Origin of the sequence: Kitasatospora sp. NPDC002965, from assembly GCF_040611255.1 — a bacterium.
GTDB lineage: Bacteria > Actinomycetota > Actinomycetes > Streptomycetales > Streptomycetaceae > Kitasatospora.
Window position 1 is genome coordinate 1 of record NZ_JBEXNT010000108.1, and the last position, 25609, is coordinate 25609.

19 protein-coding genes are annotated in these 25609 nt (G+C 74.1%); 5 read left to right on the forward strand and 14 right to left on the reverse strand.

Annotation, left to right across the window (positions count from 1 at the left end; all coding sequences use genetic code 11):
• Positions 1-456: 456 nt before the first annotated feature.
• From ABZY91_RS31230 to ABZY91_RS31240, 3 genes are all read right to left on the reverse strand, one after another.
• Complete coding sequence (locus ABZY91_RS31230; protein ID WP_355406214.1) at positions 457-2538, reverse strand: acyltransferase family protein; 2082 nt, start codon at positions 2536-2538, stop codon at positions 457-459.
• A gap of 301 nt (positions 2539-2839) precedes the next feature.
• Positions 2840-4579 carry a cellulose synthase catalytic subunit gene (locus tag ABZY91_RS31235; protein WP_355406216.1) on the reverse strand — a complete coding sequence of 580 codons (1740 nt, stop codon included), beginning with the start codon at positions 4577-4579 and terminating at the stop codon, positions 2840-2842.
• 187 nt (positions 4580-4766) lie between these two features.
• Positions 4767-5336 carry a GNAT family N-acetyltransferase gene (locus tag ABZY91_RS31240; RefSeq protein ID WP_355406218.1) on the reverse strand — a complete coding sequence of 190 codons (570 nt, stop codon included), beginning with the start codon at positions 5334-5336 and terminating at the stop codon, positions 4767-4769.
• A 250-nt stretch (positions 5337-5586) separates the two neighbouring features.
• Between ABZY91_RS31240 and aroA the strand changes: the two genes are divergently transcribed.
• A complete protein-coding gene (gene aroA / locus ABZY91_RS31245) occupies positions 5587-6831 on the forward strand; it encodes a 3-phosphoshikimate 1-carboxyvinyltransferase (RefSeq protein WP_329948022.1) in 1245 nt (414 codons plus the stop codon).
• A gap of 440 nt (positions 6832-7271) precedes the next feature.
• Complete coding sequence (locus ABZY91_RS31250; RefSeq protein ID WP_355406220.1) at positions 7272-7859, forward strand: hypothetical protein; 588 nt, start codon at positions 7272-7274, stop codon at positions 7857-7859.
• A gap of 152 nt (positions 7860-8011) precedes the next feature.
• Here the strand turns inward: ABZY91_RS31250 and ABZY91_RS31255 are convergent, their stop codons facing one another.
• From ABZY91_RS31255 to ABZY91_RS31265, 3 genes are all read right to left on the reverse strand, one after another.
• Positions 8012-9043, reverse strand: a complete 1032-nt coding sequence (locus ABZY91_RS31255; protein WP_355406222.1) for a hypothetical protein — start codon at positions 9041-9043, stop codon at positions 8012-8014.
• Positions 9044-9047: 4 nt separating this feature from the next.
• The gene (locus tag ABZY91_RS31260) at positions 9048-10313 is read right to left on the reverse strand and encodes a YcaO-like family protein (protein ID WP_355406224.1); all 1266 of its coding nucleotides are present in this window, start codon (positions 10311-10313) and stop codon (positions 9048-9050) included.
• 95 nt (positions 10314-10408) lie between these two features.
• Positions 10409-10543 carry a hypothetical protein gene (locus tag ABZY91_RS31265; RefSeq protein ID WP_355406226.1) on the reverse strand — a complete coding sequence of 45 codons (135 nt, stop codon included), beginning with the start codon at positions 10541-10543 and terminating at the stop codon, positions 10409-10411.
• Positions 10544-10701: 158 nt separating this feature from the next.
• Here ABZY91_RS31265 and ABZY91_RS31270 point away from each other — a divergent pair, with 158 nt between their 5' ends.
• Positions 10702-11670 (forward strand): AraC family transcriptional regulator, encoded by a 969-nt coding sequence (locus ABZY91_RS31270; RefSeq protein ID WP_355406228.1) that lies wholly within the window; start codon positions 10702-10704, stop codon positions 11668-11670.
• Between the two features lie 101 nt (positions 11671-11771).
• Here the strand turns inward: ABZY91_RS31270 and pstS are convergent, their stop codons facing one another.
• Positions 11772-12728 (reverse strand): phosphate ABC transporter substrate-binding protein PstS, encoded by a 957-nt coding sequence (gene pstS / locus ABZY91_RS31275; RefSeq protein WP_355406230.1) that lies wholly within the window; start codon positions 12726-12728, stop codon positions 11772-11774.
• A 1102-nt stretch (positions 12729-13830) separates the two neighbouring features.
• Here pstS and ABZY91_RS31280 point away from each other — a divergent pair.
• Positions 13831-14049, forward strand: a complete 219-nt coding sequence (locus tag ABZY91_RS31280; RefSeq protein ID WP_355406232.1) for a ferredoxin — start codon at positions 13831-13833, stop codon at positions 14047-14049.
• 91 nt (positions 14050-14140) lie between these two features.
• Positions 14141-15349 (forward strand): cytochrome P450, encoded by a 1209-nt coding sequence (locus ABZY91_RS31285; protein WP_355406234.1) that lies wholly within the window; start codon positions 14141-14143, stop codon positions 15347-15349.
• A gap of 181 nt (positions 15350-15530) precedes the next feature.
• On the opposite strand, the gene ABZY91_RS31290 is transcribed toward ABZY91_RS31285, so the two are convergent.
• The 7 genes from ABZY91_RS31290 to ABZY91_RS31320 form a co-directional block, all read right to left on the reverse strand.
• Positions 15531-16598 (reverse strand): MBL fold metallo-hydrolase, encoded by a 1068-nt coding sequence (locus tag ABZY91_RS31290; protein WP_355406236.1) that lies wholly within the window; start codon positions 16596-16598, stop codon positions 15531-15533.
• A gap of 20 nt (positions 16599-16618) precedes the next feature.
• Positions 16619-19339, reverse strand: a complete 2721-nt coding sequence (gene ppc / locus ABZY91_RS31295; RefSeq protein WP_355406238.1) for a phosphoenolpyruvate carboxylase — start codon at positions 19337-19339, stop codon at positions 16619-16621.
• Between the two features lie 140 nt (positions 19340-19479).
• Positions 19480-20313, reverse strand: coding sequence for a DUF6282 family protein (locus tag ABZY91_RS31300; RefSeq protein WP_355406240.1), 834 nt, complete (start codon positions 20311-20313; stop codon positions 19480-19482).
• Between the two features lie 154 nt (positions 20314-20467).
• Positions 20468-22336, reverse strand: a complete 1869-nt coding sequence (locus ABZY91_RS31305; protein ID WP_355406242.1) for an isocitrate/isopropylmalate family dehydrogenase — start codon at positions 22334-22336, stop codon at positions 20468-20470.
• On the reverse strand, positions 22336-23166 hold the full coding sequence (locus ABZY91_RS31310) for an alpha/beta hydrolase (protein ID WP_355406244.1): 831 nt from the start codon (positions 23164-23166) through the stop codon (positions 22336-22338). The genes ABZY91_RS31305 and ABZY91_RS31310 overlap by 1 nt, the downstream gene beginning before the upstream one ends.
• Positions 23163-24095: a hypothetical protein gene (locus tag ABZY91_RS31315; RefSeq protein WP_355406246.1), complete on the reverse strand. Its 933-nt coding sequence runs from the start codon at positions 24093-24095 to the stop codon at positions 23163-23165. Before ABZY91_RS31315 ends, ABZY91_RS31310 begins: the two co-directional genes overlap by 4 nt.
• Before the next feature lie 66 nt (positions 24096-24161).
• Positions 24162-25598, reverse strand: coding sequence for an FAD-binding protein (locus ABZY91_RS31320; protein WP_355406248.1), 1437 nt, complete (start codon positions 25596-25598; stop codon positions 24162-24164).
• Positions 25599-25609 lie beyond the last annotated feature (11 nt).

Sequence of the window (25609 nt, forward strand, 5' to 3'; positions counted from 1 at the left end):
CCGGCCCCGACGCGGGCGCTCCTCCGGCGGGTGCGGCGCCGGCCGCCGCGCCGGGGTCGATCTGCGACCAGGCCGAGCGGTTCGGCCGCTGGCCGGCCGGTTCGGAGCAGGCCCGGCTCTGCCACAGCATCTACGGCTGAGGCGGGCGCGGCGGGACCGACGGCTCTCCCGGGGCCGGCCGCGCGGGGCCTGTGTCGGAGCCGTGTGCAAGGTCCCGCGCAAGGTCCCGTTCAGGGCCCCCGTGTCGGGGCACGTGCCAGGGCCTGCGCCGTCGGGGCGCAGGCCCTGCACCGCGGAACGGCTCGGCCGCCGCCCGTCGCTGCCCGGCGGCCCCGCACCGATCGGTTCTCCGCCGGTCCGTACGGGGCCGGTCCGTACGGGGCCGGTCAGCGGCGGCCGATCAGCCGGGGGCGGTCAGCGGCAGGCGGTCAGCGGCGGCCGGTCAGCCGCGCCTGTTCAACTCCGGCCGGCCAGCAGCGCCTGGTCCAGGCGCGGGGCGAGGACGCGGGCCAGCGTGTCGGTGATGTGGCCGGTGTCGCGGTAGAGGATCACTCCCTCCAGCACGGACGGGCAGTCGAGGCCGGTGCCCGGGCAGAGCAGCGGACCGAGGTCGAGGACACTGACGCCGTACCGCCCGGCCAGACCGCCGTCGATCAGCGGGTCGCGCTCGAAGGCCGACTCGCGCGGGAAGAAGCAGGCGTCCGAACGGCCGTCGGAGGCGGCCAGGCAGGTGGGGATGTCCTTGCCCGGCATCGGCGTGTCACCCAGGTAGGCGAGCGGTGTGCCGAGGGCCGACAGCCGGTCGAGGGTGCGGGTCCAGCCCTCGGTGCGCTCGTCCTGGCCGCCGTACCGGTTGAGGCCGGCCATCAGGACGAGGCGCGGCTTGGGGCCGACGGCCAGCCGGGTGAGGGTGTTCTCGCGCCAGCGGTCGCACTCCTCGAAGGTGCGGCCGAGGACGTTGTTCCGCACGGTCAGCGTGGCCAGCGGGCAGCCCGGCTTGACCAGCACCTCCAGTGCCCAGTGCCGCTGGTCGGCCATGGCGAGGGCCGCGGAGATCCACTGTCCGGCGTGCGAGTCGCCGATCAGGACGATCCGGTCCGGGCTGGACTCGGTGCCGAACAGGCAGCGCGGGCTGTTCTCCGCGGCGAGCGGGATCTCGCAGCCCTTGCCCGGCGGGAAGTCCTCCCGGGCGCGGGCCAGCGAGGGGGTGAGGGCGAGGACCCTGGTCCCGGGGGCCAGCAGGCCCGGGCCGTCCACGGCACCGGCCGGTGCGACGGCGGGCGCGTTCGGGTCGCCGAGTGCCCGGACGGTCCCACCGCCCAGGGTGAGCCCGGCGATCAGCGGGATGATCAGGGCGCTGGCGCCGACCGCGAGCCCGCGGCGCGGGGCCGGGCTGCTGCCGTACCGCAGCGGCTGTTCGACCAGGCGCATCGTGAGCCAGGCCGGCAGGGCGCTCGCCGCCGTGAGCAGGACCAGGGTGGTCCACGGGAGGGCGCCGTAGCGGGCCTGGGCGATGATCAGGACCGGCCAGTGCCAGAGGTACCAGGCGTAGGAGAGGCGGCCGGCGGCACGCAGCGGCCGGGTGGCGAGCAGCCGGCCGGCGTCGGTGGGGCCGAGCGCACGGTGGGCCGGGCCGGCCAGCAGGACGGCGGCGGTGCCGAGGACGGGCAGCAGGGCGGCGCTGCCGGGGAACGGCGTGTTGCGGTCGTACCGGAAGACCGCGATCACGACGGCCGCGGCGCCGGCCCAGCCGAGGACGCGCAGCACCCAGCCCCCGAGGCGCGTGCCGGGTCCGCCGCGCCCGAGGCGGGCGGTGAGCGCCGGCGCGGCCAGCGCGGCGCACGCGCCGGCGGCGAACTCCCAGAGACGGCTCGCGGTGGAGAAGTAGCCGAGCGGCGCGGAGCCGGCCGTCCACCGGATGCAGAGCAGCAGGGAGACGCCGCCGACGGCGAGGGTGGCGACGGAGATCGCGGCGGTACGGCGGCGGCCGACCAGGTAGCGGGCGAGGCCGAGCAGCAGGACGCCCCAGAGCAGGTAGAACTGGTTCTCCACCCCGAGCGACCAGAAGTGCTGGAGCGGGCTCGGGTCGCGCTCGGCCGCGAGGTAGTCGGTCTGCTGGCCGACGAACCGCCAGTTGGCGAACTGTCCGGCGGAGGCGATCAGGTCACGGGCCAGGTCGGTGCCGCGCAGCGGGTCGAGCAGCGCGCCCCCGGCGAGGGCGGTGGCGACCAGGACGACGGCCGCCGCGGGCAGGATGCGGCGGGCCCGGCGGGACGCGAAGTCCCACAGGCCGATCGGGCGGGCGAGCAGCAGGCCGGTGATCAGGAAGCCGGAGATGACGAAGAAGATGTCGACACCGACGTAGCCGCCGGTGAAGGCGGGCACGGTCGCGTGGAAGGCGAGGACGGAGAGCACGGCGACGCCGCGCAGTCCTTCGATGTCGGGGCGGAAGGCCGCCCGCGTCCGGGGCCGGTCGGCCGGTCCGGTGGTCGCGGGTCCGGCGCGGTGGGCCGGTTCGACGGCCGACCCGGTGGCCACGGACCCCGCGGACGCGATGACCGCGGTGCCGGAGGTGTCGGCGGACGGCCCGGGTACGAGAACGACGGGGACAAGTTCGTTGCTGACGGCGGACGGTGACGTTGCGTCATCCGGAAGGGCGGCGCGAGACGGCTCGGCGCCCGGTGGTACGGCCGTGGGCACGGCGGTGCTCCTTGCAGGGCTGGCAGCGGTGGTCGGGGCCGCCGGGCCGATGGGGCGGCCAGGCGGCGAGTCCGCGCCGGTGGGGCGACGCGCAAGGAAGAGGGGGAAGTCGTTTCGAGCGATGTTCTCTGACGGCAGGTCAGAAGATGAGCGGGTCGGCCCAGCCGGACGCCAGCAGGCCGCAGAGCAGCAGCACGGCGGTGACGGCGACCGACTCGGCCCGGCCGAAGCGCAGTTCGGCGGCGGAGCCCGGGGTCGGGTCGTCCGCGGGGCGTGCGAGGTCCGCGACGGTGGCGTCGTTGCCACCCCGGAGCAGCGGCCAGAGGGCCCTGATCAGCGGAACCATGGTGTACGTGGTCAGTGCGAGCAGGCCGGCGAGCGCCCAGTACGGCTGCCAGCCGTACAGGGAGACGGCCCGGGCGAGCCCGGCCGCGCCGGCCACGATGACGAAGCCGAGCCAGCCGACGCCGATCCGGGCGACGGCCCGGGCCAGCGAGGTGCCGCCCGAGACGGCGCCGGTGGGCACCCACTCGGCGCTGCGGCGTCGCAGCGCGTGTGCGATGGCGACCACGTGGCAGAGCCCGCCCAGGAGTTGGACCCGGGTGACCTCGAAGCGCCAGCGGGTGCGGGACATCGCGGGCAGCAGCACGAGCGAGACCCAGATCGGCGGCAGGAAGGGCAGGACCTGCCAGGGGGCGATCTCGTCGGGCCGGAAGAACAGCATGATCAGCGCCGGCAGCGGGACGGCGAAGACGTTCACCGCGCTGGTGAGGTAGCCGAGGATGCCGTTCCAGAAGCAGAGCCGGGCCGAGCGGGGCAGCGGGCCGCGCCGGAAGTCGGGGTCTCCGACCAGCGCGAGCGAGCCGAGGCACCAGCGGTACTGCTGGCTGATGAACGCGGGCAGGCCGGTGGGCGACATGCCCTTGGCGAGCAGGGCGGGCACGTACCGGGTGGTCCAGCCGGCGCGGGCGAGCGAGAGGCCGGTGTAGAGGTCCTCGCTGTGGTCGATCTCGGCGAAGCCGCCGACGCGTTCGAGGGAGGCGCGCCGGTAGAGCGCGTTGGTACCGCAGCAGACGGTGCCGTCCTGGGCGTCCCGGGAGGGCTGGATCCAGCGGTAGAAGATCTCCTGGGTGGCTCCGGCCGCGCGCTCCAGCCAGGACATCCCGGGATCGGTGTCGAAGCACTGCGGGCTCTGCACGATGCCGACGTTCGGGTCGTCGAGGTACGGCACGAGGTGCTGCAGGAAGTCCGGGCGCGGGCAGAAGTCGGCGTCGAGGACGGCGATGATGTCGCCGGTCCCCTCGGCCAGGCCGTGGTTGAGGTTGCCGGCCTTCTTGAAGCGGCCCCGGTCCGGGCGGGCGCGGTACTCGAAGCCGTAGGACTCGGCGAGTTCGCGCACCTCGGGCCGGTTCGCGTCGTCGAGGACCAGGACGGTGAGTGCGCCGGGCCAGCGGACGGCTGCGGTGTGCCGGTAGGCGTTGTCCAGGACGGCGAGCGGTTCGCCGGCGGTGGGCAGCAGCAGGTCGACGCCGGGGTGGTGCGCGGGGCTCCAGGCCCGGACCAGCAGGTCGTGCGAGTCACGGGTGAAGCGGCGGGAACGCTGGCCGTCGGCGATGGAGAGCAGCCAGGTCGCGGCGTTGAGCACGGTGAGTGCGAGGAACGGCCAGAGCAGCGGCCGGCTGAGCGCGAAGAGGCCCAGCGTGGCGGTGGCACCGGCGTAGGAGAGGGTCGCGCAGAGCAGGACCCATCGGCGCTGCGGTCCGAAGTACCAGTAGAGCTCCTGGTCGTCGGGCGGATCTGGCAGCCGAGACGGTCCGTCGCCGGGCCGGTCGCCGGATATTCGGCGGGCACGGCGCGGATCCGTGTCGGTTGCGGACATGGCGTTGCCATGGAGTACGGGCATGCGGAAATGGCCCCCCTGGGCTGGGACGGAACGTGACCGTGCGTCGCCAGCCTCTCACAATGGCCTAGACCAATCGTTAACGAGGTATGACATCCCAGCATCACCGCAGGTCAGGACTTTGACGGCATGTCAGATTCGTGCACGTCCTGACGAAATGTCATCATTACCGGACGGTAAGCGCCTTGACCAGCTTCTCGAAGCGCAGGTCGGAGCGGAGCGGGATCCCGAACCGCTCGTCGCCGTACGGGAAGGGGGAGTAGACGCCCGTGCGGTGGAATCCCCGGCGCTCGTACCAGGCGATCAGGTCGGCCCGCTGCTCGATCACCGTCATCTCCAGCTCGGCGGCCCCCCACTCCCCTGCCGCGAACCGCTCGGCCTCCCCGAGCACGGCCCGTCCGACGCCGCCGCCCTGGCGGCCGGGACGCACCGAGAACATGCCGAAGTAGGCGTGCTCGCCCCGGCGCTCCAACTGGCAGCAGGCGAGCAGTTCGCCGTCCCGCTCGGCGAGCAGCACCACGCCGTCGGGGTGGGTGACGGCCGCGGTGACACCCTCCGCGTCGGTGCGCTGGCCCTCCAGCAGGTCGGCCTCGGTGGTCCAGCCGGCCCGGCTGGAGTCGCCCCGGTAGGCGGACTCGACCAGCTCGACGAGAGCGGCGACGTCCGCCGTGGTCGCGGGGCGGAAGGTGAGGCGGTCGGCCGCGGTCTCGGCGGCCTCTCGGGTGGTCTCGGGCACGAGGTTCCTCGTCTCACGGTGGCCCGGGCGGTGACCCGGGCGGGCAGCGGCCGTTCGGGCCGATCCCTGGCATCGTGCCACAGCCCGGCCGGGCCCCGACCTGCGCGGAACGCCGGCCGTCCCCTCCACCGGTCCGCCCACCGACTCGTCCACCGGTCCGTCCACCACCCGGACGGTCCGCCCGGCCGCCGCGCGCCCTCGGGCAGGATGGCCGGGACACCCGTCGGACCGCCCGCGCCCAGGAGGCCCCATGACCGTCGTCGAGATCCCCGGTTCCAAGTCGGTGACCGCGAGAGCGCTCTTCCTCGCGGCCGCCGCCGACGGCAGCACCACGCTGCTCCGCCCGCTGGTCTCCGACGACACCGACGGCTTCGCGGAGGGCTTGCGCGCCCTCGGCTACGGACTCACCCGCGAGACCGACCGATGGCTGATCGAGGGCCGCCCGCAGGGCCCCGCCAACGACGCCGAGGTCTACTGCCGCGACGGGGCGACCACCGCCCGCTTCCTGCCGGTCCTCGCCGCCGCCGGGCACGGCGACTTCCGGTTCGACGCCTCCGCCCAGATGCGCCGCCGTCCGCTCGGCCCGCTCACCGAGGCCCTGCGCACCCTCGGGGTGGCGCTCGTGCACGAGGGGGCCGAGGGCCACCACCCGCTGCGGATCACCGCCGCCGGGGTCCGGGGCGGCGACATCACCCTGGACGCGGGCCTCTCCTCGCAGTACCTGACCGCGCTGCTGCTGCTCGGGCCGCTCACCGAGCAGGGGCTGCGGATCACCGTCACCGACCTCGTCTCGGCGCCGTACGTCGAGATCACGATCGCCATGATGCGGACCTTCGGCGCCACCGTGACCCGTACCGGGAACGTCTTCGAGGTCGCGCCCGGCGGCTACCGGGCGACCACCTACCCGATCGAGCCGGACGCCTCCACCTCCAGCTACTTCTTCGCGGCAGCCGCCCTCACCGGCCACCGGCTCACCGTGCCCGGGCTGGGCCGCGACGCGCTCCAGGGCGACCTGCGGTTCGTCGACGTGCTGGCCCGGATGGGCGCGCGGGTCGACGTCAGCGCCGAGCGGGTCACCGTCGAGGGCCCGGCGGACGGCCGGCTCGGCGGGCTGACCGTCGACATGCGGGACATCTCCGACACCATGCCGACCCTGGCCGCCATCGCGCCGTTCGCCGCCGGACCGGTCCGGATCGAGAACGTCGCCAACACCCGGATCAAGGAGTGCGACCGGCTGGAGGCGTGCGCCGGGAACCTCCGCCGGCTCGGCATCGACGTCGCCACCGGCCACGACTGGATCGAGATCCGGCCGGGCACGCCCCGCGCCACCGAGCTCGCCAGCCACGGCGACCACCGGATGGTGATGTCCTTCTCCGTCACCGGCCTGCGCACGCCCGGCATCACCTTCGACGACCCCGGCTGCGTACGGAAGACCTTCCCGGGCTTCCACGAGGCGTTCGCGCAGCTGCGCGACGGGTGGGCGGCCACCGTCTGACCCGGCCAGGCCCGCACCGGCCCGGCCCGCACCGGCCCGAGCGAGCCGGCTCGGGCCGGTGCAGGCCGGCGCGGGGCAGGTACGGCGCAGGTGGGTACGGGTCGGCACTGCTCCGCGCGGCGCACGGCGCGAGGCGTGCGAGCCGGGCGCGCGACGTCCGGCATACGGCAGAATTCGACGGGAATATCTCCTTCCGGACCGCATGCTTTTCCCGGCGAAAACACGGCCGGCGAACCGTTCGACGTCAACGGTGAATCGTTTCTCCCCGCCTGTCACTCCCGCCCCGTCCGGACGGCCGGAATTCCGTTCCGGAACGGCCGCCGCCGGTCACCACCCGAGAATTCTCCCTTGACGGCCGGAACTCCCGACGGGACTATTTCCGGGGCTGCGCCCCGGCGGCGCGGTACACACCTCGCAGTATCGTGAACGGAGGACGAACAGTGGACCAGCTGAACGAATCCGGGATCCCCTCGAAGCATCGGGACGGGCGGCGGACCTTCCTGCTCGGCGCGCTCGGCGCCACCGCAGTGGGCCTCGCCGGAACCGTGGGCACGGGCCGGGCGAGCGCCGCCCCGGCCCCCGGACCGGCGAAAATCCGGAGCACGCAGAACAACTGGCGTTTCTGTCAGAAGTGTTTCGTCATGTTCTTCTGGGGCTATCCCACCGACGGTGTCTGCCCCTCCGGCGGCGCCCACAGCGCCCAGGGCTTCAACTTCGTCCTGCCGTACGACGTACCGGAAACGCCCACCGCCCAGCGAAACTGGCGATTCTGCCAGAAATGCTTCTCCATGTTCTTCTGGGGCTATCCCACCGACGGCGTCTGCCCCTCCGGCGGCGCCCACAGCGCCCAGGGCTACAACTTCGTCCTCCCGCACGACGTACCGGAAACGCCCACCGCCCAGCGAAACTGGCGATTCTGCCAGAAATGCTTCTCCATGTACTTCTGGGGCTATCCCACCGACGGCGTCTGCCCCTCCGGCGGCGCCCACAGCGCCCAGGGCTACAACTTCGTCCTCCCGCACAACTGACGCTCCCGCACGAGGCCGGGCACGACCGGCCCGGCCTCGTGCCGCACCGCACACCGCCCGTCGCGCACCTGCTCGCCGGCCGGGCGGCCACGAGGCTCGGGATCACCCCTGTCCCGTCGGCGCTCCCGGTGCCGACCCGGCCGACGGCCCGGTCAGGGCGGCGGAGCGGCGTGGGGGCGAACGGCGGCGCCCCTGCGACCGGTGCCGTCGGTGAGGTCCAGAGCGTGTCCGGTCCAGGTGCGGAAGGTCCGCGCGCCGAGGCGTTCGTAGAAGCCGCCGGTCGCCATGGCGTTGGTGGAGTCGACGTCCATGACGGCCCACCGGTAGCCGCGGTCCTTCGCGCGGGCCAGCGCGTGGGTGAACACCGTCCGGTACAGGCCGCGTCCGTGCAGGTCGGTGCGGGTGCCGGCGTTGGCGAGGTACAACTCGCGTTCCCGCCCCGCGTCGGCGAGTTCGGTGGCCAGCAGGTAGCAGAGGATCTCCCGGCCGTCGGCGGAGAGCAGGAGGAGGGAGGAATCGGGGCGGAAGTAGGGACTCCCGGTCACCGAATGACGCCACGTCGCGGGCGTCATCGGGACGCTGCCCGGATTGCGGGCGAAGATCTCGTTGCGGGCCGCCAGCAGCAGCGCGTCGTGGCGTTCCTCGAACGGCACCAGCACGGTCCCGGGCGGCAGCACCGGCGCGCCGTCCACCCCGGCGGACGGCGCGGACGGCGCGTGCTCTGCCAGGTCGATCCGCATGCCCCGGTAGCCTCGCACCCGCCGGTAGCCCGCGGCGTCGAGCGCCTCGGCGAGCCACCGCTGGTGGCCGTGCGTCCGGGCGTGGAGCTCCAGCGGTGTGCCGCCGAACCTCTCCCGGTGCCGGCGGGCCGCGGTGCGGCGGCATCCGTCGAGCAGGTGCGCGATGACGCCCGGGGTCCGGTGGGCGGGATGCACCACGACGTCGAGGGTCATCTCGTGGACGGGGTCCGCGTGTTCGCGCGCCCGGGTGACGGCGTACGCCACCGGCTCCGGTCCGGCCCAGGCGGAGGTCGTACCGGCGGCCAGGTCGATGCCCGAAGCCGCCCAGCCGTCGAGGACGTCCTGTTCGTCGCGCAGGTCACCGGTGCGGTCCGTCCGTTCGCAGACCGCGAGCAGCCCCGCCACCCGGGGCGCGTCGCGGTGGGCGAGCGGCCGCCACCGCACCGGCTCATCCACCGCGGACCGCCGCGAGTCCGCGCTCCCCGGGCACCACGACCTGGCCGTCGGTGACCAGCATGAACCGCTCCAGACCGGGCACCAGCACGTTGACCACCGCGAGGTCCGGCGTCACGTGGTGGTCGCGCCGGTAGACGGGGAAGCCGTGGTCCTTCAGGCGGCCCAGGAGGCGGTCGAGGTGCCCGCCCGGGGTGTCGGGCGCCGTGGTCGCCTCGAAGGGCCGGACCTCGGCCGAGGCCAGGGCGGCGGTGAAGTCCGACAGGTAGCAGGCGTGCAGCGCCGGGTAGGGTCCGGTGTCGTCGCGCTGCTCGGGCAGCAGGTGCGCGTACTGCTCGCGCAGGCCCATGGTGCTGTGCAGCTGGACGAGTTCGCTCACCGCCCGGGAGATCGCGTACTCGCGGGACAGCGACGCCCCCCAGCCGCAGACCCGCGCGGGCTGCCCCGGGGGCGCGCTCTGGTAGGCCGCGTACGCCGGCACGTCCAGGTCGGTGGTCATGTCGATCAGGTGCACCGGCCGGCCGGTGCGGGCGGTGGCGAAGCCGAGGAGCGGGACGAGGCCCGGGGGCAGCGTCGCCGGGTCGACCACGGCCGGACGGCGTGCGGGTGTGCGCAGGAAGCAGCCGATCAGCAGCATGGACAGCGCGTCCCGCTCGATCAGTTCGTTGATCGCGTGCACCGCGGCCTCGACCGGATCGACCCCGGCGGCCCAGCCGTTGTTGACCGAGTAGCGGCCCACCGACCGGTAGTCGTAGGTGTCGCCGGCCTGCCGGCGCAGGCCCTCCCCCGCCGGGCGCAGGTACTCGGGCATGGAGAGGAAGAGCGGGACGTCGACGTCCGGACCGTCGTCGGGCGAGCGGTAGGGCAGACACCCCAACAGACCGTCGGGTGCCTGGGCGAGCAGCGCGGCGGCGATGTCCCGCCCGAGCGGACCGCCCGCGACGTCATGGGCGGAGGCCAACCGGATCCGCGCGCCGTCGAGTCCGTCCACCCCGCTGAGCTGGTGCTCCAGCGCCTCGAACAGCGCTCCCGTCCGGGCCTCCGCCCGGCTGCCCTTGCCCAGCCCCAGTCCGGTGCGCAGCGGTACGCCGCCGCGCCGCAGGACGCAGCGCCACGTCCCGGGGCTGCCGTCGAGGACCGGCGCCAGATCGGCCTCCAGCCCCAGGTCGGCGATCGCGGCGGCGGCCCTCGCGAACGCCTGCTGCGGAGTGAGGCTGCGCTCCCCGGACCGGGGAGGAGCGGTGTGCGTGGTGGTGGTCACGACCGTCCCGTCTGCTGGGCGGGGGCGCGGTCCGCGACGGCCGGCGTAGGACCGTCACGGACCGGCACCCTCGGGCCTGTTGGCTTCGAACCGTGTCAGCCCTCGTCCGTGGACTCGCCCGGCTCGCTCTGGCCGCCGCCCTTCAGGAGTTCGGCGATGACGCTCTTCTCGGCCGCCGAGAGGACGACCTCGTCCGGGTGGAACTTGTCGCGGTCCTGGAATCCGCCCATGGGAACTACCTCCTGGAACTCGTCGGCCGGCCACCGGTCGGCGGCCGGGCCCGGGTCGCGCGGCACGGAGTACGCACACGTCCCACCACTCATGGTGACGATCCGGCGACGACGTGTGAATGCTTGCCCGTCCGCGCGACTTGCGCGAGAGTCCGCTCATGGATGCACCGCTGTCCGCGCCCGCCCCCGGCCGTTCGGTCTGGGGGGACCCCCTCGCCGAAGCCCTCGAACTCACCGGCGTCCGCTGCGTCCTGTCGCGCGGCCTCACGGCCGCGGGCGCCTGGGCGCTGGCCTTTCCCGCGCCGGGCCGACTCAAGGTCCAGGCCGTGCTGCAGGGAACCATCTGGTTGGTGGTGGAGGGTGTCGAGCGACCCGTACGCCTCGAAGCGGGTGCGATGGCCGTCCTCGCCGGCGACCGCCCGTACACCCTCGCGAGTGATCCGGCAGTACCGGCGGTTGACGCACTGCCCCTCCTCAGGGCCTGCGCCGAGCCCTTCCTCCACACCGGGGACGACGGCCGGGACGCCGTCACCATCGGCGGCCACATGGAACTCGACAGCACCGCGAAGGACCTGCTGCTCGGCGCGCTCCCGCCCGTGATGCACGTCAGCGCCGCGACGGCCGAAGCCCCCACCGCCTGCTGGCTCATGGACCAGACGCTGCGCGAGCTGGCCGCCGACCGCCCCGGCGCCTCCTTCGCCGCCGGCCACCTCGCGCCGCTGGTCCTCGTCCAGGTCCTGCGCGCCTTCCTCGCCGGTACGGACGCCGGTTCCTGCCCGACGGGCTGGCTGCGCGCCCTGGCGGACGAACGGATCGCACCCGCCCTGCGGCTGATGCACGGCGACCCGGCCCGGCCCTGGACACTCGCCGAACTGGCCCGGGCAGCCGCGATGTCCCGCACCAGCTTCGCCAAGCGCTTCAAGGACGTGGCGGGTGTCCCCCCGCTGGCCTATCTCCGCCGCTGGCGGATGCACCGGGCCGAGCACACCCTTCGACGCGCGGACACCCCCCTGTCGGTCATCGCCTCCGCCCTCGGGTACGGCTCCGAGAGCGCCTTCAGCAATGCCTTCAAGCGCACCACCGGCCTGTCCCCCCGCCACTACCGGGAGACGGTCCGCTCCGCGTGAACCGACGAGCCGCGGTCGCCCCGCGCGCGGGGCCCGCGGGCATCCGGCCCACGGGCCCCGCGCGCCCCGCTGCCGCGCCGCCGTCGCTCGCTCCGCCGGACTCAGGCGAGACCGGAGACCGCGGTCCGGACCTTGGACGTCAGCGCCTCCGGCAGGGGGACGTAGCCGATCGGGGCGATGGCCTGCTGGCCGGCGTCGCTGCTCGTGTAGGTGAGGAAGGACTTCAGGGCGGGCAGGGTCGAGGCTTTGTTCCCCTTGTCGCAGACCACCTCGTAGGTGACCAGGACCAGCGGGTACGCGTTCTCGTCCTTGATCGCGTAGTCCAGGTTCAGGGCGAGGTCGCCGTCGGTGCCGGTGATCTGAGCCTTGGCCAGGGTGGTGGCGGCGTTCGCGGCGTTCGCCTCGACCGGCTCGGCGGCGCCGGTACTGATGGCGGCGCTCTTCAGGTTGTTGGTCTCGGCGAAGGACAGTTCGACGTAGCCGATCGAGTTGTCGACCTGCTTGACCTGCGCCGAGACCCCGGCCGAACCGTTCGCGGACTGCCCGCCCCTGGCCACCCAGGCCTTTCCGGCCGGGTAGCCCCAGACGCCGTTCGACGCCGCGGCGAGGTACGCGGTCAGATTGGCGGTGGTGCCGGAGTCGTCCCCGCGGTGGAGCGCCTGGATCGGCGCGTCCGGCAGGCTGGTGCCCGGATTGAGCGCGACGACGGCCGGATCGTTCCAGGTGGTGATCTGCGAGTCGAAGATCCTGGCCGCGGTGGGGCCGTCGAGCACGAGCCTGTCGACACCGGCGACATTGAAGACGATGGAGATCAGGCCGCCGACCATCGGCAGGTCGATGCCCCGGCCGCCGGCGCAGACCTGCTTGGACGCGTCGACCTCGGCGGGGCTGAGAGCCGCGTCGGTGCCGGCGAAGGCCACCTTTCCCGAGTTGAACTGCTGGACGCCCGCGCCCGAGCCGCCCCCGCCCCACCGGTCTCCAGGCCGGGTACCGGGCCCGTAGACCTCCTCGGAGGCGGCCCCGGCACCCCACCGTTCGCGGCACACCTCGCGGCTCACCGCCGCTGCCCCGGCCCGCCGAAAGCCGGCGCGCCCCGCCTGTTTCGCGCAGCCTCGCCCAGGACACCGTGACGGCTCGTCAACCGAGGGGCGGGGCGCGGTCGGCCGCCCAGGTACCAAACGGCCGCGGTCGCAGGCCGGTCACCTGCTCGAAGGTCGGGTCGACGCCGGCAGCCGAGCCACCTCGTGGCCCACCGTCCCGGTGACGCCGGCCAGAAGTATCCCAGCGGATATTCCCGTCGTCGACAGCGATAGCGAATCCGGCGCCACGCCGACGAGATCGGACAAACCCGTGGAACAACCGCGGGCTTGGGAGAGACAGCACATTAGCGACCGCTCCCGGGAAAACCGATTGACGGTGCCTCATTCGCTGCACCTGCGGGCAGGCCCGCTGCCCGCAGGTGCACCACCCGAACGGACCGACGGCTGCCCACAGGTGCAAGCCCTCCCCTGCGTACACCTCCCACCTGCGACGTGTCACAGAGGTCGGACTACCTATTCGGGCAAGGCTACTGCGAGTTGCACCCGAATCGGACTCAGAAACCCTCTCTGGCAGTCGATTTGACTCGGAACATCTGGTGGTAAGGTCACACCGCAGCACACCAGACCACCCGCAGACCGTCATGAGCACGGGAGTTGCGACCATCCGCAATCGGGGGCCCGACGACCGAAACGCGTGAGAGAAACCATCGAACGCACCCGATTCCGCCCCACCCCGGCGGTTGAACCGCTCGACCGCCTGCCGTCCGGGTCGCCGATGCCGTGCCCCGCGCCGGCAACGCGGCCGGACCCGCGAACCCCGGCTGCGGCCTGTCCGTACGGCTCCCCTGCCTGTACGGAAGGCACCTTGGAAAACCACCGCTGAATCCGAAGTCCCCCGGACGCGCTTCGCGCCCGTCGACTCGACATGCGAGGAAATCGAGGCACCCGGAACAATGACATCTGCGGACATGACGTCCAGGACCCTGGACGTGGACAGAGGAAATCTTCCCGATCCGGCCACCGCACCCCTCCGTGAACGGACCGGCGATGGCCAGGTTGACCGTGACAACGAGAGGCGGCTGCCGGACAGTCGGCGCCGCCCTGGCGAAAGGTGCCTGACATGCAGGTGAGCGTCGACCGGGACCGTTGCTGCAGCTCCGGCATGTGCGTGATCAACGCCCCCGCGGTCTTCGACCAGGACGACCGGGACAGTCTCGTGATGCTCCGTCAGACCGTCGTGCTGCCCGAGCAGTTCGACGACGTCAGACTCGCCTCCGAGCTCTGCCCGGGCCGGGCGATCACCCTCACCGGGGACGAGCCCGCGCGGACCGGGGCCTGACGGACCCCCGCCGCCGGCCCCGCAGGCCGCCGGGAACCTTCCCGGGCCCCGAACCCCACGAGAACACCCGCGACGTGAGGAGACCCCCGCCTTGACCACCACACCCACCACCCCCGTCCTCCCGCTGCCGGCCCGGCACTCCGGCGGCTGCCCGTTCGACCCGCCGCCCCCGTACTCCGAGGCCGCCGCCACCGGGCCGGTGACCAGGGCCAAGCTGCCCGACGGCGACCTCTGCTGGATGGTCACCGGCTTCGCCGAGGTCCGCACCGTGCTGTCCGACCGCCGGTTCAGTGCCGACATACGCCACCCGGCCTTCCCGCTGCTGGTCGCCGGCGCCCGCGAGGAGCTGATCACCGACAATCCGGACTTCCTGCGGCTCGACGACCCCGAGCACGCCCGCCAGCGCCGCATGGTCACCGGGGAATTCCTGGTGAAGCGGGTGGAGGCGCTGCGCCCGGAGATCCAGCGGATCGTGGACGAGGCACTGGACCGGATGACCGCGGGTCGGACCACGGCCGACCTGGTCACCGACTTCGCGCTGCCGGTGCCCTCGCTGGTGATCTGCCTGCTGCTCGGCGTGCCGTACGAGGACCACGACCGCTTCCAGAGCCTGAGCCGCACGATGCTCAACCGGGAGAGCACCGTGGAGCAGCTCCGGGAGGCCCAGGAGGGGGTCCTGGGCTACCTGCGCGACCTGACCGCCCGCAAGCGGGCACAGCCGGAGGACGACGTCCTCAGCCGGCTCGCGGCGCGGGACGACCTGACCCCGGAGGACGTGGCCGCCATGGGCGTGCTGCTGCTGGTCGCGGGGCACGAGACGACCGCGAACATGATCTCGCTGTCGACCGCGCTGCTGCTGGAGCACCCCGAGCAGATCCCCGGCCTGGCCGACCCGGCCACCCTGCCGGGCGCGGTGGAGGAGCTGTTGCGGCTGCTGACCATCGTGCACACCGGCCTGCCCCGGGTCGCTCTGGAGGACGTGGAGCTGGGCGGCGTCACCGTCCGGGCCGGGGAGGGCGTGATGGCGATGCTCTCCACCGCCAACCGGGACGAGGCGGTGTTCGGCGGCGCCGGCCATCGGGCGACGGACGAGCTGGACCTCTACCGGGACGCCCGGCGGCAGCTGGCGTTCGGCTTCGGCGTGCACCAGTGCCTGGGCCAGCCGCTGGCCCGCGCCGAACTCCAGATCGCCCTGGAGACGCTGTTCCGCCGGCTGCCGGGGCTGCGGCCGGCCGGCGAGCGGGAGTTCCGTACCGAGTCGTTCATCTACGGGATGCGGTCACTGCCCGTGACCTGGTGAGCGGGGCCCGACGAAGAACTCCCGCTGGAGTAGTTCGCTGCGAAAGTGCTGGTCACGGCCGCTCGTCGGTGGCTGTGACCAGCACTTTCGCTTCGCACCTTCGCTTCGTCGGACACGGCCGGTCCGCCGCACGGTGACGCGGTGGTCCGGGATCACCGCGTCACCGCGGCCGGCCGGCGGTTCAGGGGAGCCGCAGGGGGGCGGGAAGGAGGGGGCGGGTCGGAACGGGGTGCCAGCGGAGCGTGCCGGTGCGGTCGGGCAGGACCCGGCCGAAGGGCTGGTCGCCGAAGTGGAAGGCGAAGCCGTAGCTGCCCGGGGCACGGAGCCGGTCGAGCAGGGTCCGACGGGCGCGTAGCACGGCGGCGGTGTCGGTGTCGGGGCCGGAGGGCCACTCGGGGTGGCTGATCTGGGCCGGGGTGTGGAAGGCGTCGCCGAAGACCACCAGACGCCGGCCGGCCGAGGCGGTGACGACGTACGAGGTGTGGCCGGGGCTGTGGCCGGGGGTGATCAGCGCGGTGACGCCGGGCCAGATCTCGGCGCCGTCGTCGAACGGCCGCAGGACGCGCGACATCGGCACCATGAAGGTGTCCCAGGAGGGGGCGCCGACCGTGATCTCGCCGCGCCAGAACGGCCCCCACTCGGCGCCGGCCACCCGGTAGTCGGCGTTCGGGAAGGCCTTGCGCAGCGCGTGGTCCCGGCCGCCGGGGCGGAAGCCGAGACCGGTGTGGTCGGTGTGCAGGTGGGTGAAGGCCACCGTGTCGACGGACTCGGGCGCCACCCGCAGGGCGCGCAGGGTGTCCAGCAGGGCGCCGCCGCGGGAGCGGCCGAGGGCCGGCGACAGGACGTTGGCGCCGAGGCCGGCGTCGATCAGCAGGCGCCGCCGGCCCCGTTCGACGAGGACGCCGCCCGCCGAGGCCGCGATCCGTCCGGTGCCCGGGGTCAGGGCCTCGGGGTGGTCCCGCCAGTACGTGGGCGGGACGGCGGGGAGGAAGCCGGCCGGGTCCAGCTCCATGGCGCCGTCGACGACGTAGGCGATCCGGGTGTCGCCGAGGGTGAACGAGCGGACCGCGGACTGCTCGTTGAGCGCGCCGAGCCGTGACGGACGCGGACGCGGGCGGGCGGCCTCGGCACGGGGCGCACCTGCGGACAGGGCCGTGGCGGTGGCCGCGGCGACCGCCGTGGTGCCGAGGGCGGTCCGCAGCAGGGTCCGGCGGGAAGGCCCCCCGGGGTGTGGGGTGTTGGCGGTCATGGTGGGGAACTCCCGTGGGGTCAGCCGGTGTTGCGAAGTCCGGCGGCGATGCCGTTGACGGTGAGGAGCAGGGCGCGGGCGAGGAGCGGGTCCGCCCCGGTGGAGGCGGCGACCGCGGCGCGGCGGCGTCGGAGCAGGGCGACCTGGAGGTAGGAGATCGGGTCGAGGTAGGCGTCCCGCAGGGCCAGGGTCTGCTTGAGCCCGGGCTGCTGGTCGAGGAGTTCGCACGCGCCGGTGACCCGGAGCACTTCGGTGACGGTGCGGTCGTGCTCCGTGCGGATGGTGTCGAAGACGTGGTGCAGCTCGGCCGGGACGAGCGTGTCGACGTAGTGGCGGGCGATCCGCAGGTCGGTCTTGGCGAGCGTCATCTCCACGTTGGACAGGAAGTTGCGGAAGAAGTGCCACTGGCCGTACATCTCGTCGAGCACGTCGCCGAGACCGGCCTCGCGGGCGGCGGCGAGGCCGGCGCCGACGCCGTACCAGCCGGGGACAATCTGGCGGGACTGGGTCCAGCCGAACACCCACGGGATGGCGCGCAGGCCGTCCAGACCGGCGCCCGAGTCGGGGCGGCGGGACGGACGGGAGCCCAGGTGGAGTTCGGCGAGCTGGTCGACCGGGGTGGCCGCGAAGAAGTAGGCGGGCAGGTCGGGGTGGTCGACGAACCGGCGGTAGGCGGTGTGGGCGGCGGCGGAGACGACCTCCATGGCGGCGTCCCAGCGGGCCAGCTGTTCGGCGGACTGCCGGGGCGCGGTGTGCAGGGCGGTGGCCTGGAGGCTTGCGGCGACGGCGAGTTCGAGGTTCTCGCGGGCCAGCGAGGGCAGCAGGTACTTGTCGGAGATCACCTCGCCCTGCTCGGTGACCTTGATCTCGCCCTCCAGGGTGCCCCACGGCTGGGCGAGGATCGCGTCGTGCGAGGGGCCGCCGCCGCGGCCGACGGTGCCGCCTCGGCCGTGGAAGAGGCGCAGCCGGACGCCGTACCGGTGCGCGACGTCGCGCAGCCGCCGTTGGGCGCGGTGGATCTCCCACTGGGAGGTGGTGATGCCGCCGAACTTGGAGGAGTCGGAGTAGCCGAGCATGACCTCCTGGACGTCGCCGCGCAGGGTGACCAGCCGGCGGTAGGAGGGGTCGGCGAGCAGGTCCTCCAGGATGTGACCGGCGGCCCGCAGCTCGTCGGTGGTCTCCAGCAGCGGTACCAGGCCGATCCGGGCGGTCCCGGCGTGAAGGTCGATCAGGCCGGCCTCGCGGGCGAGCACGGTGGCCGCGAGGACGTCGTCGGCGCCGCGGCACATCGAGACGACGTAGGACTCGACGACCTCGGGGCCGAAGGTGTCCAGGGCACGCCGGACGGTGTGGAAGACGTCCAGGGTGCGGGCGGCGGCCGGGTCGAGGGGAGCCGGGCCCAGCAGCCGGCGGGAGGTCAGCTCCTTGGCGAGCAGGCGCTGCCGGTAGTCGCGGGGCATGTCCGCGTAGCGCCACGACTCCTCGTCGAGGCGGTCGACGAGGAGGCCGACGGCGTGGTGGTGGGCGTCGGCGTGCTCGCGGACGTCCATGGTGGCGAGCTGGAGGCCGAACGCGGCGAGGGTGCGGACGGTGCGGGCGAGCCGTCCGTCGGCGAGCAGGCCGCCGCGGTGTTCGCGCAGCGAGTCCTGGACGAGGCGGAGGTCGGCGAGGAGGCCCGCGGTGCCGAGGTAGTCGCGGCCCTCGGTGTGCGGGGTGCCCTCGGCGAGGCGCCGCTTGGTGTTCTCCAGCTTCTGGCGGACGCAGGTGGCCTTGAGGCGGTAGGGCTCCTCGGCGTTGAGGCGCCGGTAGCGGGGGCTGAGTTCGGGGAGGTCGGCCAGGTCGGTGCGGAGCGAGGCGAGGAGTTCCTCGGTGACGCCGGTGTGCCGGACGGAGTGGGAGAGCAGGCCGCGCAGTTCGTCGACGGTCCGGAGGGCGGCGTCGATGCCGTGCTCGTGCTGGAGGAGGAGGACCTCCCAGGTGACGTCGGGGGTGACGTTGGGGTTGCCGTCCCGGTCGCCGCCGATCCAGGTGCCGAAGGTGAGCGGGCGGGTGTCGTCGGGCAGGCGGACACCGGCCTGGTCGAGGTCGGCGGCGAGGTCCTCCAGGAGGTCGCCGACGGCGCCGGCGTGGAGTTCGTCGAGGTAGTAGACCGCGTTGCGGGCCTCGTCGGCGGGTTCGGGGCGGGCGACGCGCAGTTCGTCGGTCTGCCAGACGAGGTCGATGTGCTCCGCGAGCCGGGTGTCGAGGCGGCGGCGGTCGGCCTCGTGGGACGGGGTGCCGGCGGTGTCGAGCAGGGCGGCGATCCGGCGGAGCTTGTGCAGGACGCTGCGGCGCGCGGCCTCGGTGGGGTGGGCGGTGAAGACGGGGCGGACGTTGAGGCGGGCGACGGCGTCGGCGAGGAGTTCCGGCGAGCGTTCCGCCGCCTCCCGGACGACGCGGCCGAGCGGGGACTCCCTGCGCTCCCGGGCCGCTCTCAACTCGCGCCCCCGGTGGACCTGTTCGGTGACGTTGGCGAGGTGGAAGTAGGTGGAGAAGGCACGGACCAGCTCGACGGCGGTCTCCAGGTCGACGCCGGCGAGGAGTTCGGCGGTGGCCTCACCGTCGGTGCGGCTGAGCAGGCGGACCTGTTCGACCAGACCGAGCAGGTGGGCGCCCTCCTGGCGGACCAGTGTCTCGCCCAGGAGGTCACCCAGGCGCCGGATGTCGGCGCGCAGGGCCGCGTTCGCGATCGGGGCGTTCATGGGTTCTCCCTGGTGGGGCGGTTTCGGGTCGGCCCAGGGCCGACGGGCAGGCGGGCCGTCCGACAGGCAGGCAGGCAGGCAGGCAGGCAGGCAGGCCCATCGACAGGGCAACGGGCGGGGGCGGGTTGGGGGCCCGGGGTTCAGGGCGCCAACAGCGCGGCCGGGTTCAGCCGGGTGACGGCGCGGACCTGCGTTCCGGTGAGGCCGGCGGCGCGGAACCACTCCGTGTTGCGGACCAGCCAGCCGGCGGGGTCCGGCTGGTCGGGCTGGCCCAGGTCGGAGCTGAAGACGATCCGGGGGTGGGCGCGGACCAGTTCGGCCAGGTGGCCCGGGCTCCGGTGGCCCAGCAGCAGCATCAGGGCGGTGAGTTCGACGTAGAGGCCGGGCAGGTCGGCCAGGCCGGCGAGGTCGGCGGGGGTGAGGCCGGACATCGGGTGGGTGGCGTGGGTCAGCAGCAGCCGGGGCACGTCGAGCCGGGCGGCCTCGTCGGCCACCCGGAGGGTCTCCTCCCGGTCGCAGTGACCGGTGGCCAGCACGACCGGAAGGTCCCGGGCGGCGCGGAGCACCTCGCGCACCGGCCGGGCGAGCCGGCCGGTGCCGTCGAGGATCCGTGGGCCGCGCCACCGTTCGAGGTCGAGCAGCGGGTGGAAGGGGGCGCGGTGGAGGGGGGACGGGTGGGCGGGGCCGATGTGGGTGGGCAGGTGGACGAGCAGCCGGGCGGGGCTGTCGGGGCCGTGGGCGTAGACGGCCTGCTCGACGACCCTGGTCCGGACGCCGCCGGCGAGCTCGTTGAGGACGACGGCGCCGGAGACCGGAAGTCCCTCCTGGCGGGCCTCCCAGGCGGACGCGGCGGTGGAGCCGAGGTGGCTCTTGACGGCGACCCAGCCGTCGATCCCGGCGTAGGCCCGCCCGGCGCCGGCGGCGGTCAGCCGGCGCCGGTAGAGGTCCGGTCCGGCGTGGTAGTGGACGTCCACCACCTGCCGGTCGGCCGGGGGACGTTCCCCGGTCCGGGACCGCTCCCCCGCCGCGGCCCCCTCGGAGGGCGGCGGCCCCACCGGCCCGATCACCGGCCCGGCCGACCGGGGTGCCGGCCCGGCCGCCGACCGGACCCCCGGGGGCCGGGGGCCGTCAGGCATCGCCGGTCCTGCGCGCCGGCCCCTCCCACGGCTCGGCGTAGCCGAACGTCCGGCGGGCCTCGTCGAGGCGCAGCCCGCCGGCCACCGCCTCGGCGATGGCGGCCTCGGTGGCTTCGACGCGTTCGGCCCGGTCGGCCACCTCGACGGCCTGTCCGGCGGGCACGACGAGGACTCCGTTGTCGTCGGCGACGATCACGTCACCCGGGCGGACGGTGACCTCGCCGATGGTGACGTCCCGTCCGGTGGCGTCGAGTTCGACGCGGTTCTTGCCGCTGACCATGGTGACGCCGGTGCTGAACAGCGGGTACCCGGCGGCCCGGATCTCGGCGACGTCGCGGGCCGACCCGTACACGGCGGTGCCGCGCGCGCCCCGGCTCCGGGCGAGTGCGGTGAGCAGCGAGCCCCAGTTGGTGCAGGCGGTGCTGCCGCCGTTGTCGACGACGACGAAGGAGCCGGCGGGTACCTCGTCGAGGTAGTTGGCCGCGTTGCGGAAGCCGCCCCGGGTGTCGTCGACGGGCCGGTAGGTGACGGTGTAGGCGCGTCCGGCGGTGCGGGCCCCGGGGACGCGGGCGGCCAGTCCGGCGAGGACGCCCGGGAGGCCGAGGCTGTCCAGCGCGTCGGAGACCGAGGCGGTGTCGAGGCGGGCCAGCCGGTCGACGACCTCGTCGGTCTCCGCCGGTGGATCACCGGCGCCCGGCTGCCGTACAGCGGCCCCGGCGGAGGCCCCGGCGGCGGGCCGGGAGGCCGCGGCGTCCAGGGCTCCGGCCACGGCCTCGGCCACCTCGCGGGTGCCCGCCGTCCCGCCGAGGTCGTAGGTGACGGTGGTCCGGGCGCGGGCGACGCCGCGCACGGCGGCGCGCAGTTCCTCGCCGGGCACCGTCAGCCCGAGGTGGTCGAGCATCTGGGCGACGGTCAGCAGCATCGCCATCGGGTTCGCCCGGCCGCGGCCCGCCATCGCGGGGGCGGAGCCGTGCACGGGCTCGAAGTAGCTGCCCTGGTCGCCGATGTTGCCGCTGGGGGCGAGGCCGAGGCCGCCCATGACCCCGGCGCCGAGGTCGGAGAGGATGTCGCCGAACATGTTCTCGGCGACGAGCACGCCGAACCGCTCCGGCCGGCGGACCATCCAGAGCGCGACGGCGTCCACGTTGAGGATCTCGGTCTCGATCCCGGGGTACTCGCCCGCGATCAGTTCGAGCCGTTCGCGCAGGTGGTTGCTGCTGTTGCGGAGGACCATCGGCTTGTCGACGAGGGTGAGCAGGCGCTTGCCGCGGGCCCGGGCGTGTTCGAGGCCGAAGCGCAGCAGCCGGTCGATGCCGAACCGGGTCTGGAGGCGCAGGGTGACGCTGGTGTGCTCGGGGCCGGAGGCGGCGGCGTTCGGGTGGTGGCGCACCGCGTCCCAGAGCGCCCCGTCGAGGCCGTGCAGGTCGAGCCCGGCGTAGAGGCCCTCGGTGTTCTCCCGGATGACGGTGAAGTCGAAGCGGCCGTGGTCGAGGTCGGTGACGGGCCGGATGTTGGCGTAGAGGCCGAGGCGCTGGCGGAGCTGGACGACGGGCGAGACGTAGCCGAGGCCGGTGCCGCGCAGTTCGGGGACGAGTTCGGCCTCGGTCTCGCGCAGCGGCTTGCTGGTGATGGCGCCGAGCAGGCAGGTGTCGGTCTCCTCCAGGAGCTTCCAGGTGCGCGCGGGCACCGGGTCGCCCTCCTGTCGCCAGCACTCCCAGCCGATGTCGCCGAAGCGCAGGTCGAGCGGGAGGCCCAGGCGTTCGACGGCGGCGAGGGCCGCTTCGACGACCTCCGGTCCGATGCCGTCGCCGGGCAGGACGGCGATGCTCCTGGTGGCGGGTGCGGCGGGTGCGGCGGGCATTACCGGAGTCCTTTCTCGCGCAGGAGTGCCTCGACGCGTGCGGAGACCTCTGCGGGCTGGTCGAAGTGGGGGCGCATGCCGGCTCGGGGGACGACCTGCACCACGTGGTGGGGAGCGGCGGCGGTGTGCCGCCGGGTGACGAGCTGGGACCGGCCGCCGACGATCTGGAGCAGCGGGCCGGGGTGGGCGCGGACGGCGTCGGTGAGGTCGATGTCGCGGAGCAGCCGCAGGCCGCCGGCGAGCCGCCGCCCGGCCTCGGTGTCCGTCGCGGGGTCCGCGTCGGTCTCCGTCGCGGGAGCCGTCCTGGGGTCCGACTCCGTGGCCGGCGCCGGGACGCGCTCGGTGTCCGGTGTCCGGCCCTGCGGCAGGATCCGGCGGGACAGCAGGTCGAGGGCGGCGGCGGGCCGGCCGGCGGCGGCCAGGTCCGCGATCGCGCCGAGCCGCTCGGCGAGGGCGGTGTCGCTGCGCGCGGGTCCGGAGACCAACAGCGCGGCGGTGGCGGGGTCGATGTCGGGGAGCAGCGCCTGGGCGACGGCGCCGCCCAGGGCGTTGCCGCAGAGCACGTCGACGGGCCCGAAGGTCGGCAGCACCTCGCGCCAGCGTGCGGCCAGACCGGCCAGGCTGGTCACCTCCTCGTCCCAGAGGGCGAGGGTGTCGGCGACGGTGACCCGCAGTCCGGCCCCGACCAGGGTGCGGACGACCGGGGTGAAGAAGGCGCCGCCGTCCCAGCCCGGGGTCACCGGGGCGAGGACCAGGGCGTGCGCCGTGCCGACGGCGGTCCGGGGGAAGAAGACCGCCGTCGGCACGACCGGTCCGGCGTGGGTGGTCACCGGACGCCGGCGAGGGTGCGCGCGGTGGCGATGGCCTCGCCGTGCTCGCCGAGCAGTTCCTTGCGGTGCTCGACCGAGAGGTCGTAGCGGCCGAGCACGAGGTCGGGCAGCGGCAGGGACGGCCGGCCCTCGGGGACGGTGGCCAGCAGCAGTTCGGCCAGCCGCAGGACGGGGGCGAGGTCGATGTGGCCGGCCTTCTCCGGGTCGGTGCGGTCGAGGTGCGCCAGCCACTGCTCGGCGATGAGGTTGCCGGGGCCCTTGCCCATGCCCTGGATCGAGGAGTCCATCCAGGTCGCACCGGCCGCGACGGCGCTGATGGCGTTGGCCAGCGCGAGGCCGAGGTTGTTGTGGGCGTGCAGGCCGACCGCGCCGCCGGTGACCGAGCGGGTCAGGGTGGTCAGGTCGGTGGTGTCCAGCGGGGAGAGGCTGCCGTTGGAGTCGGCCAGGTAGACGACCTCCGCGCCGGCGTCGGTGGCGGCGGTTGCCACCTCGACCACCTCGCGGGCCGGCCACTGGCTGATCCGGGCGAAGTTGACGCCGACGGTGAAGCCGAGGTCGCGGGCCTGGCGGATGTACGCCAGGCCGGATTCGTAGCCCTTGGCGGGCAGGATGATGCGGACGAGACGGGCACCGGCCGCGTACATGGCGGGCAGGTCGTCGCGGGTGATGTTCTTCGGGTGCAGGATCATCGCGACCCGGTGGGGGCCGATCTCGCGGGCGGTGGCGGCGATGAAGTCGTCGCCGCCGATGCCGGTGAGGCCCAGGTCGGGGATCGGGGCGAACGAGCCCTTGCGGTAGGCGATCTCGACCCAGTCGAAGCCGGCCTCGACACTCAGCCGGGCGTGCTCCAGGGCGTAGGAGAGCGGGAAGTGGAATCCCGTGCGGTACCCCCCGTCCCGGAGAGTGACGTCGATGTTGGTGATCCTCATGGCTCCTCCAGAAAGCGGACGTGCGGGTTGGATCGGGAAGGGTCCGGCGGACACGTCGGGTGCGCGTCAGGCGGACTGGCCGGCGGCCACGTGGTGCGCGGCACGGCGGCCGAAGACCAGCGAGCGCAGCACCGAGGTGGCCGGCGGGTAGGCGTGGTAGAAGAGGCCGGTGGCCTCGCCCGCCGCGTACAGGCCGGGGATGGCGGTGCCGGACGGGGTGACGACCCGGCCGTCGAGGTCGGTGCGGACGCCGCCGTAGGTGAAGCAGATCGCGGCGGTCACCGGGATGCCGATGAACGGCGCGGTGTCCAGCGGCGTGGCCCAGTTGGACTTGGCCGGGGTGAGGCCGACGGTGTGCTTGCCGTCCAGCCGGGTGGGGTCGAACTCGCCCGGGGAGACGGCCGCGTTGAACCCGGCGACGGTCTTCTCCAGGCCCTCGGCGTCGATGCCGAGCTTGGCGGCGAGCCCGGCCAGGGTGTCGGCCTGCTCCGGGGGCACGTCGGTGAGCAGCGAACCGGAGATGCCGGGGATGGCCAGGGTCTTGGCGTCGGCGATCCAGTACGCCTCCTGGTCCTGGTTCTTCCAGATCTCGTAGCCGACGTGCTCGAAGGTGTTGTCCCAGGTGTCGCGGCCCTCGTCGAAGAACCGCTCCAGGCGGCCGTTGACGAAGATGCCGGCGGCGAAGCCGTAGAGGACCGCGTCGGCCTTGTCGGTGCGGGTGTCGACCGGCTCGGCGTGGATGCCGTCGAACTGGCCGGCGGTGTCGGCGCCGAGCTCCAGCGCCATCCGCAGCGCGTCGCCGCGGTTGGCGGCGATGCCGGGGGCGATCAGCGGGAGGTCGCAGGCGTTCTGCCCGACGTACCGGGTGAGCATCTCGGGGTTGCCCTCGAAGCCGCCGCAGGCGAGCACGACCGCGCGGCCGGCCAGCGTGCGGGTGAGGCCGTCGGGGCCGCGGACGACGACGCCGTCGACGGCGCCGTCCTCGTCGGTGGAGAGGCGCAGGGCCTCGGTCAGGTAGCGGATGTCGACCCGGGGGTCCGCCTCCAGGGCGGCGCCGAGGTGTTCGACGATGGCGGCGCCGCCACCTCGCGGGCTGGCCGGCGGGACCATGGACGGGACGCCGGCGGCGAAGGTGTGCGGCAGCGGGAAGTCCTGGAAGGCGATCTCGACGCCGTGCTTCTCGACGAACGCGAGGGTGCCGGGGGTGTCGCGCTCGACGGTGCGGCAGTAGTCGAGGTCGGCCAGGCCGCCGGAGACCCGGTGGACGTGCTCGGCCCAGTCGGAGTCGAGCCGGCGCTGCTGGTCGATCCGCAGGAAGGCGCCCGTCCAGCGGGTGGCGCCGCCGCGGTCCTCCTTGCCGGAGCGCTCCAGGATCGCGATCCTGGCCGGCCGGTCGCGGCCGTCGGTGGCCTCGGCGAAGGACAGCGCGGCCGAGAGGCCGGCGGCGCCGAAGCCGACGACGATCAGGTCGTACGCGGGGGCCGGGGTGGACGTGCCTGACATGGTTCTCCTAC

Excerpts from the sequence above, each read along its gene's own strand:
- ppc (WP_355406238.1), bottom strand. The coding sequence starts at position 19,339 with ATGAACGCCCCGATCGCGAACGCGGCCCTGCGCGCCGACATCCGGCGC.
- ABZY91_RS31270 (WP_355406228.1), top strand. The coding sequence starts at position 10,702 with ATGGATGCACCGCTGTCCGCGCCCGCCCCCGGCCGTTCGGTCTGGGGG.
- aroA (WP_329948022.1), top strand. The coding sequence starts at position 5,587 with ATGACCGTCGTCGAGATCCCCGGTTCCAAGTCGGTGACCGCGAGAGCG.
- ABZY91_RS31290 (WP_355406236.1), bottom strand. The coding sequence starts at position 16,598 with ATGACCGCCAACACCCCACACCCCGGGGGGCCTTCCCGCCGGACCCTG.
- ABZY91_RS31265 (WP_355406226.1), bottom strand. The coding sequence starts at position 10,543 with ATGGGCGGATTCCAGGACCGCGACAAGTTCCACCCGGACGAGGTCGTC.
- ABZY91_RS31305 (WP_355406242.1), bottom strand. The coding sequence starts at position 22,336 with ATGCCCGCCGCACCCGCCGCACCCGCCACCAGGAGCATCGCCGTCCTG.
- ABZY91_RS31280 (WP_355406232.1), top strand. The coding sequence starts at position 13,831 with ATGCAGGTGAGCGTCGACCGGGACCGTTGCTGCAGCTCCGGCATGTGC.
- ABZY91_RS31315 (WP_355406246.1), bottom strand. The coding sequence starts at position 24,095 with ATGAGGATCACCAACATCGACGTCACTCTCCGGGACGGGGGGTACCGC.
- ABZY91_RS31320 (WP_355406248.1), bottom strand. The coding sequence starts at position 25,598 with ATGTCAGGCACGTCCACCCCGGCCCCCGCGTACGACCTGATCGTCGTC.
- ABZY91_RS31235 (WP_355406216.1), bottom strand. The coding sequence starts at position 4,579 with ATGTCCGCAACCGACACGGATCCGCGCCGTGCCCGCCGAATATCCGGC.